Source organism: Candidatus Dedyshia acidiphila, assembly GCF_051025295.1.
GTDB lineage: Bacteria > Acidobacteriota > Terriglobia > Terriglobales > Acidobacteriaceae > KBS-83.
This window is the reverse complement of record NZ_JBMGJV010000023.1, coordinates 1-16,139: the sequence shown is the minus strand read 5'-3', so window position 1 is coordinate 16,139 and position 16,139 is coordinate 1. Positions and strand designations below refer to the sequence as shown.

General features: G+C 67.5%; 13 protein-coding genes and 1 pseudogene. 6 read left to right on the top strand and 8 right to left on the bottom strand.

The genetic code is table 11. From position 1 onward, the window contains the following. Positions 1-119 precede the first annotated feature (119 nt). Positions 120-1,283 carry a M20 family metallopeptidase gene (locus AC5IJH_RS10900; protein ID WP_491902844.1) on the top strand — a complete coding sequence of 388 codons (1,164 nt, stop codon included), beginning with the start codon at positions 120-122 and terminating at the stop codon, positions 1,281-1,283. Here the strand turns inward: AC5IJH_RS10900 and AC5IJH_RS10895 are convergent. From AC5IJH_RS10895 to AC5IJH_RS10885, 3 genes are all read right to left on the bottom strand, one after another. After that, a complete protein-coding gene (locus tag AC5IJH_RS10895; RefSeq protein ID WP_491902843.1) occupies positions 1,280-1,879 on the bottom strand; it encodes a Maf family protein in 600 nt (199 codons plus the stop codon). The genes AC5IJH_RS10900 and AC5IJH_RS10895 overlap by 4 nt on opposite strands. Then, positions 1,876-2,820 (bottom strand): isoaspartyl peptidase/L-asparaginase, encoded by a 945-nt coding sequence (locus AC5IJH_RS10890; protein ID WP_491902842.1) that lies wholly within the window; start codon positions 2,818-2,820, stop codon positions 1,876-1,878. Before AC5IJH_RS10890 ends, AC5IJH_RS10895 begins: the two co-directional genes overlap by 4 nt. A gap of 91 nt (positions 2,821-2,911) precedes the next feature. After that, on the bottom strand, positions 2,912-3,898 hold the full coding sequence (locus AC5IJH_RS10885; protein ID WP_491902841.1) for an energy transducer TonB: 987 nt from the start codon (positions 3,896-3,898) through the stop codon (positions 2,912-2,914). A gap of 207 nt (positions 3,899-4,105) precedes the next feature. Between AC5IJH_RS10885 and AC5IJH_RS10880 the strand changes: the two are divergent. Continuing rightward, positions 4,106-4,870, top strand: a pseudogene (locus AC5IJH_RS10880) (manganese catalase family protein); the annotation flags it as partial. A gap of 121 nt (positions 4,871-4,991) precedes the next feature. Here AC5IJH_RS10880 and AC5IJH_RS10875 read toward each other — a convergent pair. Further along, positions 4,992-5,570 carry a GNAT family N-acetyltransferase gene (locus AC5IJH_RS10875; protein WP_491902840.1) on the bottom strand — a complete coding sequence of 193 codons (579 nt, stop codon included), beginning with the start codon at positions 5,568-5,570 and terminating at the stop codon, positions 4,992-4,994. A 73-nt stretch (positions 5,571-5,643) separates the two neighbouring features. On the opposite strand from AC5IJH_RS10875, the gene msrA reads away from it, so the two are divergent. Further along, entirely contained in the window at positions 5,644-6,372 is a 729-nt protein-coding gene (msrA, locus tag AC5IJH_RS10870; protein ID WP_491902839.1) for a peptide-methionine (S)-S-oxide reductase MsrA, read from the top strand. A gap of 136 nt (positions 6,373-6,508) precedes the next feature. Next, positions 6,509-7,204: a hypothetical protein gene (locus tag AC5IJH_RS10865; RefSeq protein WP_491902838.1), complete on the top strand. Its 696-nt coding sequence runs from the start codon at positions 6,509-6,511 to the stop codon at positions 7,202-7,204. A 24-nt stretch (positions 7,205-7,228) separates the two neighbouring features. Here the strand turns inward: AC5IJH_RS10865 and AC5IJH_RS10860 are convergent, their stop codons facing one another. Further along, a complete protein-coding gene (locus AC5IJH_RS10860; protein ID WP_491902837.1) occupies positions 7,229-7,549 on the bottom strand; it encodes a hypothetical protein in 321 nt (106 codons plus the stop codon). Between the two features lie 286 nt (positions 7,550-7,835). Here AC5IJH_RS10860 and AC5IJH_RS10855 point away from each other — a divergent pair, with 286 nt between their 5' ends. Further along, positions 7,836-9,137: a YXWGXW repeat-containing protein gene (locus tag AC5IJH_RS10855; RefSeq protein WP_491902836.1), complete on the top strand. Its 1,302-nt coding sequence runs from the start codon at positions 7,836-7,838 to the stop codon at positions 9,135-9,137. A 68-nt stretch (positions 9,138-9,205) separates the two neighbouring features. On the opposite strand, the gene AC5IJH_RS10850 is transcribed toward AC5IJH_RS10855, so the two are convergent. Next, entirely contained in the window at positions 9,206-9,874 is a 669-nt protein-coding gene (locus tag AC5IJH_RS10850; RefSeq protein ID WP_491902835.1) for a cytidylate kinase-like family protein, read from the bottom strand. A gap of 67 nt (positions 9,875-9,941) precedes the next feature. Further along, the gene (locus AC5IJH_RS10845; RefSeq protein WP_491902834.1) at positions 9,942-12,416 is read right to left on the bottom strand and encodes an endonuclease MutS2; all 2,475 of its coding nucleotides are present in this window, start codon (positions 12,414-12,416) and stop codon (positions 9,942-9,944) included. A gap of 65 nt (positions 12,417-12,481) precedes the next feature. Between AC5IJH_RS10845 and hemB the strand changes: the two genes are divergently transcribed. Continuing rightward, entirely contained in the window at positions 12,482-13,471 is a 990-nt protein-coding gene (hemB, locus tag AC5IJH_RS10840) for a porphobilinogen synthase (protein WP_491902833.1), read from the top strand. Here the strand turns inward: hemB and AC5IJH_RS10835 are convergent. Beyond that, entirely contained in the window at positions 13,425-16,022 is a 2,598-nt protein-coding gene (locus tag AC5IJH_RS10835; RefSeq protein ID WP_491902832.1) for an AMP-binding protein, read from the bottom strand. The two genes, hemB and AC5IJH_RS10835, sit on opposite strands and share 47 nt — an antisense overlap. Positions 16,023-16,139: the final 117 nt, after the last annotated feature.

The window sequence follows — 16,139 nt, the reverse complement described above, 5'->3', positions numbered from 1 at the left end:
TCAACACTCGGAATAGACTACCCACAATTGGAAAAGTTTCGCTGTTGCTAAGATGCAACAGAAAGGTGCTCCTCGTGACCGGAATACCACAAGTAGGAGACTCCCTAGCCGCCACACAAGTGTCTGGAAAATCGAGAGTTGCGCGCCACGGCCAGTGGCTGGGCGAGCTCGCCGGGCAGATCGACGGCACGCTCGAAAGGGTAGCTGCTCTGGTTCGTCTGGAGAGTCCTACATCCTTCCCGGAGGGGGTCAGCGAGGCGCAGTCGCTCTGTGCAGAGTGGGCGAAGGCTCTGGGCGGTCGCGTGCTCCGCCACCTCCCGACGGGCAAGGCGGGGGTGCTCGAAGTGCGCTGGGGAGACTGGGAGGACGCACGAAAGCCCGTGTTGCTGCTGGGCCATCTCGACACCGTCTGGCCGGTCGGCACCCTGGAGCAGATGCCGTGGCGGAGAGAAGGCAATCGCGCGGCGGGGCCGGGCGTCCTCGACATGAAGGCGGGCGTCGTCATGGCGTTCGAAGCGGTGCGGCTGGTGCGCGCAACGGATCCCCTCCGCCCGGTCGTGCTGGTGCTGTCCGGCGACGAGGAGACGGGGAGCCATCACTCGCGCCAACGAATCGAAGAGGTAGCGCGGGGCTGCCGGGCAGTGTTTGTCCTTGAGCCGGCGCAGGGTCCGCAGGCCGCCTACAAGACGGCGCGCAAGGGCGTCGGGCAATACCGGCTGGAGGTGACCGGCTTGGCCTCGCACAGCGGCGTCGACTTCGCGGCCGGCCACAGCGCGGTGCGTGAGCTGGCATGGCAGATCGAGCAGATCAGCGCGCTGACGGACCTGGACCGGGGCACAACGCTGAACGTCGGCGTGATCGGCGGTGGCACCCAGTCGAACGTGGTCGCGGCGGCGGCCTGGGCCGACATCGATCTGCGCGTCACCAGTGTCGCGGACGGTGAGGCGATCGATCGCAGGTTGCGCGCCCTTCAGCCGCGGGATGCAAGTTGCAAGTTATTGATCACCGGCGAGCTGAATCGCCCCCCAATGGAGCGCAGCGCAGGCACCGTGGCGCTGTTCACCCAGGCCCGGGAGATCGCGAGCGAGCTCGGGTTTGTGCTCGAAGAGGCAGCGACGGGTGGCGGCTCGGATGGTAACTTCACGGCCGCGCTCGGCGTGCCGACGCTGGACGGCATGGGTGCGGTCGGCCGGGGTGCGCACGCGCCGGATGAGTCGATCGACATCGACGCGCTCGCGCCGAGGACCGCCCTGCTGGCCGCGATGATTGCTGAGACGGTTTAGCTCTTCGAGCTCGGCGGGATGGCCGGCTGCATCGCTTCGATCATGCTGCTGACCAGCGCGAGCGGCAACCCGACAACATTGAAGTAGCAGCCCTGGATGCGGGGAATCCAGCGCGCGGCCCGGCCCTGGATCGCGTAAGCGCCAGCCTTGTCCGACGGCTCGCCGGTCGCGATGTAGGCCTCGATCTCCGCGTCCGAGAGGGTGGTGCACTGCACAAACGTGACTTCGGCTGCGCTCTGTTGCCGATCTCCCGCGAGCAGGCACACGCCGGTAATGACGCGGTGCGTGCGGCCGGCGAGCAGGCGCAGCATGCGGGCCGCGTCGGCTGCATCCCGCGGCTTTCCGAGCACCTCCTCATCGACGACGACGACGGTGTCCGCAGCCAGGATGAGCGAGCTTCGCGCCTCCGGGTGCGCTTTGGCAACGGCCTCTGCCTTCTCTCGCGCGAGGCGTGTGGCGAAGCGGATCGGCTCCTCCCCCGGCGTTCGCACTTCGGGAATGTCGGCACTGACGACGGTGAAGGCATAGCCCGCCTGCGTCAGCAGTTCGCGGCGGCGCGGCGAGGCAGAGGCGAGGATCAGCGGCAGCGGCGTCATGCTTCGATGCCGACCTGCAAACCCTCCTGGCTGCAGATGCCCCACGCCATGCGCGGTGTGTTGTGCGCCATGCCGTAGCGGCCATCGGGCCCGAGCAGGATGATGCCGCCGTGGCCGCCCAGCCGGCGGAAGAGGTACGCAATCGCGGCCTGCGCGGCATCGGCGGGCGCGTCGCCCCCGAGCACTCGATCGACAGCCCACTTGCCAAGCACCAGCTTCATGATGGGCTCGCCCCAGCCAGTCAGCGACACCGCCGCGCTGTGATTGTCGGCATAGCAGCCGCAGCCGATCAGCGACGAGTCGCCGACGCGGCCGGGTGCCTTATTGAGCGTGCCGCCGGTCGAGGTGGCCGCGGCCAGATTGCCGCCGACGTCGAGCGCCACCGCCCCGACCGTGTCGTGCGAATCGAGATGTGCCGTCGGCGCGAGGCTGCCGGAGAAAGTCTGGTCGGGGAGTCCCGCGCGCTCGTTGGCCTGCGCTTCGGCCAGGCGGTTGCGCTCGCGGTCGAGCACCAATTCGCTGTTCTCGATCAGCGGCATGCCGTGCTCGGACGCGAACGTCTCCGCATCCCGGCCCACGAAGTACACATGCGGGCTCTTGTCGAGGACCAGCCGAGCCGCCCGGATGGGATTGCGCAGGCGCTCCACACACGCGACGCCGCCGGCACGCATGGTGCCGCTCGCGCCGCCATCCATCAGCAAGGCGTCCAGCTGCACGCGGCCATCGCGGGTCAGGAACGATCCCCGGCCGGCGTCGAACGCCTCGTCGTCCTCTAGAACGGCGACAGCGGCCTCGACCGCATCGACAGCAGAACCGCCCCGATCGAGCAGGGCATAACCGGCCAGCAGCGCCGAGCGAACCCCGCTGCGGTGCGCGTCAACAGCGTCATCCGGGATAGCCCAGGCGCCGCCGTGAATCAAGAGGATGGGTGGGTTGGGCATGCGAACTGACTATCGTACATGGCCTGTTCGAACGCTCGGACCGCAACCTGGACCGCTGCAGCCTGGCCCCCCCGCTGAAGCAGCCGGAGAATCACTCCGGGCGAAAGCTCCTGACAATGTCGGTCGGCACCGGTGTGCTGCCGCACATCGCAGGGTGGAACTTCCAATGCGCCAGTGTCTGCATCACGATGACATCGAGCGGAGGATTCTCCGCCATCGGCACCACGTTGGCGACATCCCCCTTGGCGTCGATGGTCACCTCATACGTCAACTGCAGGCCGGTGCTGGAGCGGGCCCACTGCGGCAGATCGGGGCGCGTTGTCGTGATCGCCTTCAGGCCATCCGTGTCATCGCACCAGGGCCGCACCTCTGCCTTCGGGAACGGCTGAAATAGCTTCGCGTCCTTCGGCAGGTTCAGTTCCACGGTCTCGATCGCAGCCGTGGCGAAGCTCTTCCCCTTCCAGAAATGCTGGATCGTCCCAGGGACAAATCTGGTCCCCAGCGGTTTGTAGCCGGCGAACTCGATGCGATCGTCGTAGCTCTTCAGGAAGTGAGCGAGAGGCAGCCCGCTGGTCGCGTCGAAGCACCAGTTGCTCTCTTCGCCGCTGCCGCTCAGGTACACGCATTCAGCCGCACTGCGGCCGATCGTGCGACTGCTGACGCGGCCGGCCTTCAGGTGCAGCGCGTCCGGCAGCAGCCGCAGGCTGGCGGCCACGTCCCGCCGGGCCGCCGGTGGCGTGAAGTTCGGTGCGCGCAGGCGGTAGAGCTGGCCGTCCAGAAAGAGCGCCGACTCGCTGTAGTAGCCCGCCATGCGCAGCTCGCGCCGCCACTGCTTCGCGGACTGCCAGTACACGTCGTCGACGCCCGTGATGTCCTTGCGCTCCAGAAAGTCGTGCATCTGCAACTGCGCATGCATGTGGTACGGGCCGCCCTCGCGCAGGTCCGTCAGCTCCAGTCCGCGGCGGACCAGGTCCATCCCGTCCGGCTTCGCATCCTTTGCCAGTGCGGCTGGCGCAGCCAACGTGAAGAATGCAATGAGGGGGAGCAGCAAACGTCGCCCGTGCAGTGGCACATGCATGGTGGCGAGCCTACCCCAGCCGGGGCCCGGGCCGGAGCAGAAATGTAACGGTTAGCGCATCCGAAGTCACTACCTGAAGCCATCAGGAGCTCCGCGCCAACTCTCAAAGTTCCCGGACAACCACACGCGGCGCCGCGAATAAGTTTTCTCGTCGGCGAACGTCTCTGCCGGGGACCTCCATCCCACCAAGGGAGACAGGAGGTTTCGATGTATCACCACGTCAAGAAGCTGATGTACGACGTCAATGTCGGCACACCCGACGTTCGCTTTGGCCGCATCTTGCTGGAACAGTTCGGCGGCGCGAACGGTGAGCTGGCAGCGGCGATGCAATACACCATCCAGGGCTGGAGCTGCGACGACCCCGAGCGCAAGGACCTGCTGATGGACATTGGTACCGAGGAGATCAGCCACCTCGAAGTCGTCGGCGCGTTGATCCGCATGCACATGGCGCCGATCAAGAAGGCGATGGAAGACGCCGAGCAGGATCCGCTCGTCGCGGTTACCGGCGGTGGCGGGCTCAACCTGTTCAACTCGGCCGGCAATCCCTGGACCGCCGACTACCTCAAGATCTCCGGTGAGCTCGATGTCGATCTGCGCAACAACATCGCAGCCGAAGCGCGCGCCAAGATCACCTACGAGCGCATCATGCACCTGACCGACGACCCCGGCACCAAGTCGGCGCTGCAGTTCCTGATGACGCGCGAGATCACGCACATGAAGGCGTTCACCGCCGCGCTCGACTCGCTGGGCCGTGGCCGCTTCCAGATCGGCCTGCTGCCGCCCACCCAGGGCATCGTCGACGAGTACTACAACGACTCGACCGGCAACGGCCCGCTCGGCACCGACGGCGTCGGCAGCTGGATCGGCCAGGACGGTCTCCGCGTCGCCGACACTCCGCAGTTCGTGCACGAGATCGCGAACAGCCTGCAGCAGGGTGAGGAGTTGGCGCGCCGCTCGGCCTCCATGCCGCCGACCCCGGTCGCGGCCGGTGACAGCAAGGTCGCCTGATCCCTCGTCAGCACCGCAACTGACCCGGGCCGCGCGGAACCCTTCGTCGCGGCCCGAAGTCTCTTTTCTGCCAAGCTTTTTGGTTCTAGACCGGCTTGGTCATGCAGATAAAGTGGCCCGGCGCGACCATCTTTGCCGCCAGCTCCTCGGGGTACGGCTCGGTGCCCTCCACCCGGTAGCCCAGGCGGTCGTACAACGGCACCAGCTTCGTCTCGCGCGGGCTGACGACGCGCAGATCCACTGCAAAGCAGCCCGCGGACCGCGCATACTGCTCGGCTGCCTCCATCATGCGGCGTCCCAGCCCTGCCCGCTGCCGTGCGGGATCGATCGCGAGCATGCCCAGGTAGCAGTGGCCGATCCGGCCACCGTACCCCGGCTCAAGATAGACGGACGCCGCCAGCGTGCCGTCCTGGTTCGTTCCATCCTGGTTCGTCTTGTGTTGGTCCGTGCGCTTGTGTTCGCAGACAAGGAAGACGCCCCGGGCCATCAGCATCTCAAGCTCGCCGTCCTCGGCCAGCCGCTCGCGGCCGCCCTTGTTCAGCGGCCGCTCCAGCACAAACGCGGCGTTCACCAGCGCAAAGATCGCGTTCCGGTCGGCTGGCCCTGCGAGCCGCACCGTGCCGGCGGCCGCATCCGCCAGCCGGGTCTGTGTCGTACTCTCCATACCCTTATTGTGCCCGGCCACAGTTCCTGTAACCAGCGGCGGGGTGCCGTCTTCTAATCGGGAGGAGACATCCATGCCAGCCCTTCGCCGTTCGCTTGTCGCCCTTGCCTCCTCCGCCGTTGTCTGCGCTGTCGCCCTGCTCGCCGGCTGTACCGTGAACGCCGCCACCGTGCAGCCCATCCCCGCGCCCCACGCCGATGTGGCTTTGGCCTCGGTGGGTGGACACGCCACCGCCGTCTTTGCCGGCGGCTGCTTCTGGGGCACGCAGTCCGTGTTCGAACACGTGCGTGGCGTCACTCACGTCACGGCAGGCTATGCCGGCGGCGCCGCCGCCAACGCCAGCTATGAGCAGGTCTCAACCGAGACGACCGGCCACGCCGAGTCGATCCAGGTCACCTACGATCCGGCGAAGATCACCTACGGCCAACTGCTGCAGGTCTTCTTCGGCGTGGCGCACGATCCAACCGAGCTCAACCGCCAAGGGCCGGACGAGGGCAGTTCCTATCGCAGCGCGATCTTCTACTCGAACGACGAGCAGCGCCGCGTGGCTGCGAGTTACATTCAGCAGCTCGAGGGCGCACATGTCTTCTCGCGCCACATCGTTACCGAACTGACCCCGCTCAAGGGCTTCTTCCCGGCCGAGCCGTACCACCAGGACTACGCGCTGCACAATCCCGACAACCCGTACATCTTCATCAACGACCGGCCCAAGGTGGCGGCGCTCAAGCAGGAGTTTCCCGCGCTCTACACCGACTACCACGGCCACACGCCGATGGAAGTCACGGAAGCGCGCACCAAGTAGCCCCCGCGCAGCGCGGGTGCTGCTCTGCATCTCATCGGAAGAAGAGGGGCGAAACGGACGGCACACGCCGTCCAGCCCTGGGATGATGACGACATCCCTGTCCGCGTGACGCGAGCAGATCGACGAGGGGGTGCCCATGCTTTTCAGTGACAGCAAGCAGGACAAGCGGCGCAAGGCCGACCAGCAGCGCAGGAAGAAACAGGACGAGGAACGCCGGGCAAAGGCCAGGGTGAAGCGTCGCACCAAGCCGCTCGCCGGACTGGCCGCGGGCCTGGTCGGCGGACTCGTGGCGACGTGGGTGCTCGACAACTACCATCGCGGCGCCGCTGCGGCTGCGCGTCTCGGTTCGGGCGATCCTGCCGAAGAGTCCGCGTTCCACACCAGCACCTCCCCGGCACCATCCTCGACCGCTCCGCTCCATGGCGATGCAGCGACGGGCCGTGCGGAGAGCTCCGCGTTCGGAAGAGCGGATGCGTCCGCGGTGTCCACGCCCCCGTCGCGGCCGGGTCTGCCGGTCGGCTCGACCGTGCCCTCGATCCCGCTGCTGCCGGCCAAGCCGCAGATGCGCTACCTCACTGGCGCACTCGCCGGCGCGATCTATGGCATCTCTGTGGAGTTGGTCCCGATGGCCCGCTCCGGCTACGGCACCGGCTTCGCCAGCCTGCTCTTCCTGGGCGGCCCGGACGTGCTCGCACCCTTCCTGCCGAGCGGCGTTCTACCGGGATCCGAGGCAAAGACCGGCAAAGACGCCCTGCCCGGCGGCATCTCCGCGCATCTGGTCTACGGCGCCACCCTCGAAACAGTACGGCGCATGCTGCGCTGGGTGTTGTAGAGGCGCAGAAGAGGTCCGACTCGCTCAGGCCGCTGGGTCGCGTCGAGTCTTCTTCGGTGCGCGCTTCGACTCTCGCGTGAGCGCCTGGTGGATCAGCATCTTCAGGTAGGTCTGGTAACGCAGACCACGTTCCGCGGCCTGCATCCTGGCTCGTTCGAGGTCCGCGGGATCGAGCCGGATCGTGGTCGTCGGCGTCACACCGCGACGTGCCAGGGTTCCGGTCCCCATCGCGCCCGATTTGGCCGCGGACCTGAAGCGCTCGAGCATCGCATCCTGATTTTTCGCAAACCAGGCCGCCTCCTCTGCCTCGTTCTGGAAGTCTGGAATTTTCAGTTCACTTTTCATCGAGCTCCCTCCTTTGGTCGACATAGAAGCGCCGAAGCTTCCTGTTCGCAGGAAACGAAGTTCTTCCGCACCAGCGACTTACCTCCAGACCACCGGGTAGCCGGAGGGGACGGGCCCCGGGTCACGTTACCCGCGCAACTTTCCCCCAGAAGTGCGGTCTTCACCAATGTCCCTCGAGCGCATGCTGGCTTGAGAGACCGGAAAGTAAGCCGGACTGAGAGTCGGGCCCGCGGCAGGTGAGAAGCGGGCCGGCAGGGACTCAGCAGACGGCCAGGGTGAAACCGTCATGCGCATCGCCACCGCAATCCGCTCCATCGTGCTGGCAGCGACCATCGGGTCTGTCCCCGCAGCGTCCTTCGCGGGTGTGTTCGTGTCGGTCAGCATCGGCGCACCGCCCGTGCTGCCGGTGTATGCCCAGCCCATCTGCCCCGCCGCCGGCTACATCTGGACGCCCGGCTACTGGGCCTACGACGAAGACGACGGCTACTACTGGGTACCCGGCGCGTGGGTGCTTGCGCCCTACACCGGCGCACTCTGGACGCCGGGCTACTGGGGCTGGGGCGATGAGGGCTACCTGTGGCATGCCGGCTACTGGGGGCCGCACATCGGCTTCTACGGTGGTGTGAACTACGGCTTCGGCTACTTCGGCCACGGCTTTGAGGGCGGCTACTGGGATCACGACCGCTATTACTACAACCGCTCCGTGACCAACGTGAACGTGGTGAACATCACGAATGTCTACAACAAGACCGTGATCAACAACTACGGCGGGGACCGCACCTCCTTCAGCGGTGGCCAGGGCGGCGTGCAGGCGCGCCCGACGCCGCAGGAGATGGCCTTCATGAACGAGCACCATGCGGCTCCTCTGGCAGCGCAGCAGCAGAACGAGATGCGCGCCGCGCAGAACCGCATGCAGTTCGCCAACGTGAACCATGGGCGGCCGCAGAACCTGGCGCGCCCCGAGCCGGTCACCTTCGACCGCAACCTGCCCGTCACCCGCATGCCGGCCTCTGGACCGATGCAGACCCGCGGCCCTGTCAGCACTGCGACGAGCCCGCGGACGGCGACCATGAACAATAACGCAGGCCGCATGCCGGAGCCGAACCGTCCGGTAGCGCAGCCGATGAGCCCCGGCCGTCCGGTGCAGCCGATGCAGCCCACGATGGCCAACCGGCAGCCGTACCCGACGCCGCAGCAGGGCAACACCTACGGCCAGCGGCCGTCACCGTACCAGGGTGGAGTCCAGGGTGGCGCTCCGGTCATGCAGCCGCAGCGTCCTGCCCCCGCGGCCGGCCCGGTCTACCGTCCGGGCATGAGCCAGGAACCGCAGCCCCAATACCGGCAGCAGCCACAGCCGCAATATCGGCCCGAGCCGCAACCGCAGTACCGGCAGCAGCCGCAGCCGCAATACCGGCCGGAGCCGCAGCCGCAATACCGGCCCGCGCCACAGCCGCAGCCGCAGTACCGGCCGGAGCCGCAGCCGCAGTACCGGCCCGCGCCACAGCAGTCACGGCCAGAGCCGCAGGGTCCGCGCGGTGGTGGCCCCATGATGCCGCACGATGGCGGTGGTCACGGCCACGGTCGCTAAGCGGCTCACCAAAACAAGAAGGGCGGACCCATCCGGGTCCGCCCTTCTGCATTGCTGGCTGGTCGAGATCAGCCCTTGCGCGCGACCGCTCCGGTCGATTCGTCGCTCGCCTGGACGCTGTGCTGCAGGCCCGCGGCCTCGAGCGTGGAGCCGATCATCGCCGGGATGCCCATGCAGGAGTTCAGCATGAGCTGGTAGAGCCGGTGGTCGTCCCAGTCCTGGTTGTAGAAGCGGCGGATGTACTCGGAGCGCCGGCGGTCTGTGGCTTCGAGCTCCTGCTCCGCATCGCCCGGGCGGTCCGGGAAGTGCTCGCGAAACCAGGCAAGCTTGCGGCTGGTGGACGCATACACGAAGACGTGGAAGGTGCCCGGCACATTGGCCAGCGCCGCGGCCGCGCCACGCCCGACCACGACGCAGTTGCCTTCGGCAACGCGCTCCTTCAGGTACTGGCGGACCAGCGTGCTCATGCGCTCGCTGTCGAAGACCTCGGATGACGTCATGATGGCCGGCAGCCGCTCTACGCTGGCGTGCCAGAACGATTTGCCGATGCGGTAGTACCAGGGATCGAGCCGCTCGTCGCAGTTCGCGACCGCGTGCTTGTCCATGCCGATCTTGCGCGCGATCTCATCGACCAGGCACTGATCGATCAGCCGCCACCCGAGATACTCCGCCAGCCGGTGAGCGAACTCGGCGCCGCGGCTGCCGTACTCCCGCTCGACTGTGATAACCCGCACCATATGCTGCCGCCTCGGCACGGAGAGTATCACTGCGCCATGAAGCTGACTAGATGGAATGAGCCTTGTTCTACTGTCTCAGGTCGACGATGGTCGCGCCCCCGCCACCCTCGGCCTGCGTGGCCTCGACCACAGTGGCCACATGCGGATGCTGCGCGAGCAGCGCGCGGATCGCCCGCCGCAGCACACCCATGCCGGTGCCGTGCACGATGCGGACGCGGGCCAGCCCGGCGAGAAAGGCACGGTCGATAAAGCGCTCCACCTCGGCGCTGGCGTCTGCCGCTGTCTGGCCGATGACGTTGATCTCGGAGCGCATGTCGTCGTTCGAAGTGGCCGTCGTCACGGAGAAGCCACGGCGGCGAGCCGCTTCGATCGGGTTCAGCTCCATCTCTCGTGCGCGGCGGCTCGACAGCACCTCTGCGATGTCGGTGCGCGCGACGCGCATCTTCATCGGGCCGATGGCGACTTCGAAGGTGTTGGGATCGACCTCGCGCTCGATCACAGCGACGCGTCCGAGCGACTTGAGCCGCACGCTGTCTCCCGCGCCCACATTGCGCGGCACATGTGGCTGCGCTGCCGGATCGCCCTTGTCCGCGCCGGTGTGCTGCGCGACGGCGGTGGCGTTGAACTGCTCGGAGAACTCGCGCCGCAGCCGGGCGATGCGCCGCTCCGCTTCCTTCGACAGCTTCTGCTGCTGCATGCGGTCGTCGACCGCTTTGACCGCCTCGCGCATGCGGAACTCGAAGTCCTTGAGCAGCGTGGTGAGCTGCTTCTCGAGCTCGCGGACCTTGTCTTTCCACTCTTTCAGGCCTTCAGTCTCGAGCTTCTGCCGCTCGCGCTCGACCTCGGCTTCGCGTGTGCGCAGCGCGGCACGTTCGCGATCGGCGGCGGCGAGGTCGGCATGCAGGCGATCGAGAAAATGCGCGATGTCCTCGGTCTGGTGCGAGAGCTGGCGGCGCGCTCCGGCGACGATCGCCGGGTCGAGCCCGAGCCGCTGCGCGATGTTGATGCCCGCGGATGCTCCCGGCACGCCGAGGCGCAGTGCGTAGGTCGGGGCGAGCGTCTCCTCGTCGAAGCCGACCGCTGCGTTGAGCACGCCGGCATGCTGGGCGGCGTACACCTTGAGCGAGGTGTGATGGGTCGAAATGATCGACCAGGTGCGCGCGTTGAGGAAGTGCTCAGCGATGGCGACCGCGAGTGCCGCGCCTTCCTCGGGATCCGTCGCCGAGCCGAGCTCATCGAGCAGCACCAGCGAGCGCTCGTCCGCCCGCGCCGCAATGTGGTTCAGGTTCACGATGTGCGCGGAGAAGGTGGAGAGGTTCTGCTCGATCGACTGCGCGTCGCCGATGTCCGCGAGGAAGCAGCCGAAGACGGGCAGCACGAAGCGCTCCGCGGGCACCGGGATGCCGGCCTGCGCCATCATCGCGAGCAGGCCCGCTGTCTTGAGCGCCACTGTCTTGCCGCCGGTGTTGGGGCCGCTGATGATGAGCTGCCGCGCGTTCGACTCGAGCCCGAGCGTGAGCGGCACGATCGCGAGCTTCTGCCTGCGCAGGCGCCGTTCGAGCAGCGGATGCCGGCCCCGTTGCATGAGCAGCTCCGGCGCATCTTCCGGTGCAAACGTAGGTGCGGCGCATTCATAGCTGTCGGCGAAGCGCGCACGTGCGGCCAGCGCATCGACCTCCGCAAGAATGCCGGCGCCGAGATCGAGCGCATGCGATTCGCGGCCGAGCTCGCCGGTCATCTGGACGTAGACGCGATGCACCTCGGCCTGTTCGTCGTCGAGCAGGCGGATGAGCTCGTTGTTCTGCTCGATAGTCTCAAGCGGCTCGACGTAAACGGATTGGCCGCTGGAGCTGGCGCCGTGGACCACGCCGGGGATGCGGCGCTTGAACTCGGCCTTCACGGGGATGACGAAGCGTTCGCCGCGAATCGTGATGAGCTCGTCCTGCGCCGCGCCTTCGCCGGCGAAGCGGCGCAGTGCCTGGCGCAGGCTGCTCTCGATGGCGCGCTGCTGGCGCTCGATGTCGCGGCGGATGCGGCGCAGTTCGGGCGACGCGTCGTCGGTCAGCGAGCCGTCCGGGTTCATGCGTGCGCGCAGCGAACGCGCCACGTTGGCGAGCTGGTTGCCGCGCAGTGGCTCGACCATGCCGCGCAGGCCGGCGATGCGCGGCGCGAGATCGTCGGGCGGCTCGAACATCGCGGCCTGCCAGGCGACAACATCGTCGGCCAGCGCGAGCAGCGGCATCAGCTCATCGGCTTCGAGCGCAGTGCCCGGGATGCGTGCCTTCGCCAGCAATTGACTGGGGTCGATGACGGCAGCCAGCGCTGGCCGCAAGCCCGAGGCGAGCGCGATGCGCATCTCCGCGATCAGCGTGTGCTGCTGCGTGATCCAGTCGCGGTCTGTCGACGGAGCAAGGGCGGCGATCCACTCGCGCGCGACGGCGGACTGCGCATGCTCGGCGACGACGACGAGCAGGCCGTCCCACTCAAGCGTGGCGCGGCTCGTCTCGACGACAGGTTGCGGAATGGACGGCAGCAGGCCCATGTCTCCACTTTACAAGCCCGCCGGTGGCGCGCACTGGCGCGTGTGCGCCTGACTAGAATGGGGCTATGGACTTCCCGCAGACTCGCCTGCGCCGGCTGCGCACGACCGCTCCCATGCGCGCCCTGGTGCGCGAAACGCACCTCCATCCCGGAGCGCTCATTCTCCCGCTGTTTCTTTGTCCCGGCGAAGGCGTCCGGCGGGAGATTTCGTCGATGCCCGGCGTCTTCAACGTGTCAGTCGACGAGGCGGTGAAAGAGGCCGAGCAGGCGGCAGCGCTTGGTCTCGGTGGGCTGCTGCTCTTCGGACTCCCCGCGACCAAGGACGAAGACGCGAGTGGCGCGTACGACGCGGACGGCATCACGCAGAGGGGTCTGCGCGCGCTGAAGCAGACTGCCGCGGCGAAGAAGCTGGTGCTGATCGCGGATGTCTGCCTGTGCGAGTACACATCGCATGGCCACTGCGGCGTGGTGCGCGGCGACGCGGACGACTTCCACGTGGACAACGACGCGACGCTGGACCTGCTGGCACGCACCGCGTCATCACTGGCCGAGGCGGGCGCGGACATCGTGGCGCCGTCGGACATGATGGACGGTCGTGTCGCCGCCATTCGCGACGAGCTGGACGAGGACGGCTACACGCACGTGCCGATCCTGTCGTATGCGTCGAAGTTTGCATCGGCGTTCTACGGGCCGTTTCGCGAAGCAGCGGACTCTGCGCCGCAGTTCGGCGACCGGCGCACGTACCAGATGGACGGCGCGAACCTGCGTGAGGCGATGCGCGAGATCGAGCAGGACCTGGGCGAGGGCGCGGACATGATCCTGATGAAGCCGGCGATGCCGTACCTCGATGTACTACATGCCGCGCGCGGCCGCTTCGATGTGCCGATGGGCGCGTACCAGGTCTCGGGTGAGTACGCGATGCTCGAGGCGGCGTTCGAGCGCGGCTGGCTGGAGCGCGATCGTGCCGTGCTCGAATCGCTGGTGTCGATTCGTCGCGCAGGCGCCGACTTCATCGTGACGTATTTTGCGCAGGCGGCAGCGAAGCTGCTGGCTTAGCCAGCGCGCGGAAGCGGGCTTCGAGGCGCGCGGTGAAGGCCTGCGGCGTCTCGTCCGGCTGCGGCAGCAGCGGTTCTGCCACTGTGATGGTGACCGTTCCGGGGCGGAACCAGCGGCGGCGACGCTGTTTGATCTCGCCGAGCCCTGTGGTGAGCACCGGGAGCACGGGCACACCCGATTCGCGTGCCAGCAGACCGATGCCGGACTGGAACGGCGCGAGCGCGCCGTCGGGCGAGCGGCGGCCCTCCGGAAATAGCAGGACAGACATGCCGCGATCGAGTGCCGCGCCGGCATGCGCAAAGCTGCGTCGGAAGCCAGCGCCCTGCGGCAGCGGAAACACGTTGAACAGCGCGGTCACCAGCCAATAGGTGAGTGGCGCAAGCGGACGCGTCCACGGATGGCGCTCGACACGCGCGTGACGCCAGCCGCTGAGCAGGCCGCCCGCCATCGCGACCGCGACATTGCGCCGCAGCGCTGGCGGCAGCGCGGCGAGCACGATCGGAAGATCGAACGCGGTGACATGGTTGGCAACGATGAGCATGGGCCTTCGTGATTCCAGTGCGGCCCGCGCCATGCGCGGAGCGAGCAGCAGGTGCGTGAGCGGTAGCGAGATGCACTCGAGGAACGCGTTGCGTAGCCAGCGTATGGGTGCGGACCAGGGCCAGAGGGGGTAGTCGTCGCGATCGTCGGTTCGAGCAGGTGCTGCTGCAGCAAACGTGCCTGTTGAAGAGACGAATGCGGAAGCGGGCGTGACCAGGTGACGGAGATCGCCGATGGTGTGGACGTTTTGCCAGGCCGTGTCCGGGAGTTCGAGCGCGAACTGCTGCTCGATGGCGCTCTGCAACTCGAGCATGCCGAGGCTGTCGATAGCGACATCCTCGCTCAACCGGCTGCTGTCGCTCGCATTCGCGAGCCGTACGCCCGGGATGCCGCTGAGCAGTGCAAGCAGCGGATCGCGCCCGGTCGCCACGGGTGCGTCAGAGGCGAAGGCGAGCTGCGCGCGCGCGGCGACTTCGCGGCGCTTCACCTTGCCGGTGGTGGTGCGGGGCAGGTCGGGGTCGGGCCAGAGCAGCCACCGGCGGATCTGCTGGTAGTCCGCGAGGCGGCTGTTTGCGGCGGCGATGGCGCGCTCGGGATCGGCGTCTGCAGCGACGAGCAGCGCTGCCGCGGGCTGCGGACCGGCCGGGCTGTCATAGGCGAACACGCACGCAGCGCGCACACCGGGCTGCGCGGTGATGGCGGCCTCGAGATCCTGCGGGTGAACATTGAGACCGGCCGCGGTGACGATGACATCGCTCTTGCGACCAGCGAAGACGAGGTCGCCTGCGCTGGTCCGCGCCGCGAGGTCGCCCGTGCGGAGCCAGCCTTCGTCACTGGAGCGGGGCTGCGCGCGGCCGCCGCGCCACTCGGTAGCCGCAATCGATGCACCACGGACGAGGATCTCGCCATCGTCGGCGACGCGCACCTCACGGCCGGCGAGCGGCTTGCCGATGGTGCCGCGTGCGACGTGGAAGGGATGGTTCAGCGTGACCAGCGCGGTGGTCTCGGTCATGCCGTAGCCCTGGATCAGCGCGAAGCCAAGACGCATCCAGAACTGCTCCAGGTCTTCGGGCAGGGTCGCCCCGCCGCAGACCAGCGCCCAGAACTTCAGTCCGAACAGGCGATGCTGCCGACGAAACTGCCACCAGCGCTTCAGTGCTGAGAGCTGCGACGCATCGGCGACACGAGCAGCGAGCGTCGCGTCCTGGCGAACCACGTGAGAGCGCAGCAGCTCGAGCACGCGGGGCACGGCGGCAAGCACGGAGATGCGTTCGCGCCGGATGAGCTGGATGAGGCGTGGGCCCTCGAGCCGGCCTTCGAAGTGGACCTCTGCCGCGAGCAGCGGCGGCACCCACAGCCCCATGAACTGGCCGAAGACATGCGAGAGCGGCAGCGTGTGGAGGAAACGCAGCGGATGGAACGGACGTTCATAGCGCCGGTAGCGCGCCATCTCGCGCTCGATGGGATCGAGCGACGCAAGAACGTTGCCGTGAGTATGAACAATGCCCTTTGGTTCGGACGTGGTGCCGGAGGTGAAGATGATCTGCAGGGGCGTCGTGCGGCCAAGGTCGGCCAAGGGTACCGGGTTGGGCGGCGGCAGTGCGTTGTCGAACGCTGTGCCGGGCGGATCGAGCGGCAGCCGTGGAATATCGAAGGTCGGCAGCCGCGCGAGAAGCGCCATGTCGCCGATGATGAGTCGTGGTGTCGTCTCGGCGATCACACGCGCGGCGAACGCCGCGTCACCGGCTGCATCGAGTGGAACGACCAGTACACCGCGCAGCACGCAGCCGTAGAAGGCGGCGATCCAGGCAGCGGAGTTCTGCCCCCACAGCAGCACGCGTTCGCCGGGTCCGATGCCACGCCGTTCGAGCTCCGCCGCGACGCGGGCTGCGCTTTCGGCAAGTGCGCCGTAGGTGGTGGGCAGGCTGCGATTGCCGGTGTGGCTGACGAGGGCGCGTTCACTTGCGTGAGAGCGAAAGTCATCCAGCAGCGTGGCCAGGTGGGGACGCACCGCGATAGTGTTGCACACGCGTAGAATGGAGTGTTTGGCCCGGGTAGGCGTTCAGGCCGGCAGGGAGTGACGATTGGCAGAGATTATCTACGACATAGCGATCATCGGCGGGGGCCC

Bases quoted from the DNA above. Each gene is read 5' to 3' on its own strand.
- AC5IJH_RS10895 (WP_491902843.1), bottom strand. From the start codon at position 1,879: ATGACGCCGCTGCCGCTGATCCTCGCCTCTGCCTCGCCGCGCCGCCGC.
- AC5IJH_RS10890 (WP_491902842.1), bottom strand. From the start codon at position 2,820: ATGCCCAACCCACCCATCCTCTTGATTCACGGCGGCGCCTGGGCTATC.
- AC5IJH_RS10885 (WP_491902841.1), bottom strand. From the start codon at position 3,898: ATGCATGTGCCACTGCACGGGCGACGTTTGCTGCTCCCCCTCATTGCA.
- AC5IJH_RS10875 (WP_491902840.1), bottom strand. From the start codon at position 5,570: ATGGAGAGTACGACACAGACCCGGCTGGCGGATGCGGCCGCCGGCACG.
- msrA (WP_491902839.1), top strand. From the start codon at position 5,644: ATGCCAGCCCTTCGCCGTTCGCTTGTCGCCCTTGCCTCCTCCGCCGTT.
- AC5IJH_RS10865 (WP_491902838.1), top strand. From the start codon at position 6,509: ATGCTTTTCAGTGACAGCAAGCAGGACAAGCGGCGCAAGGCCGACCAG.
- AC5IJH_RS10860 (WP_491902837.1), bottom strand. From the start codon at position 7,549: ATGAAAAGTGAACTGAAAATTCCAGACTTCCAGAACGAGGCAGAGGAG.
- AC5IJH_RS10855 (WP_491902836.1), top strand. From the start codon at position 7,836: ATGCGCATCGCCACCGCAATCCGCTCCATCGTGCTGGCAGCGACCATC.
- AC5IJH_RS10850 (WP_491902835.1), bottom strand. From the start codon at position 9,874: ATGGTGCGGGTTATCACAGTCGAGCGGGAGTACGGCAGCCGCGGCGCC.
- AC5IJH_RS10845 (WP_491902834.1), bottom strand. From the start codon at position 12,416: ATGGGCCTGCTGCCGTCCATTCCGCAACCTGTCGTCGAGACGAGCCGC.
- hemB (WP_491902833.1), top strand. From the start codon at position 12,482: ATGGACTTCCCGCAGACTCGCCTGCGCCGGCTGCGCACGACCGCTCCC.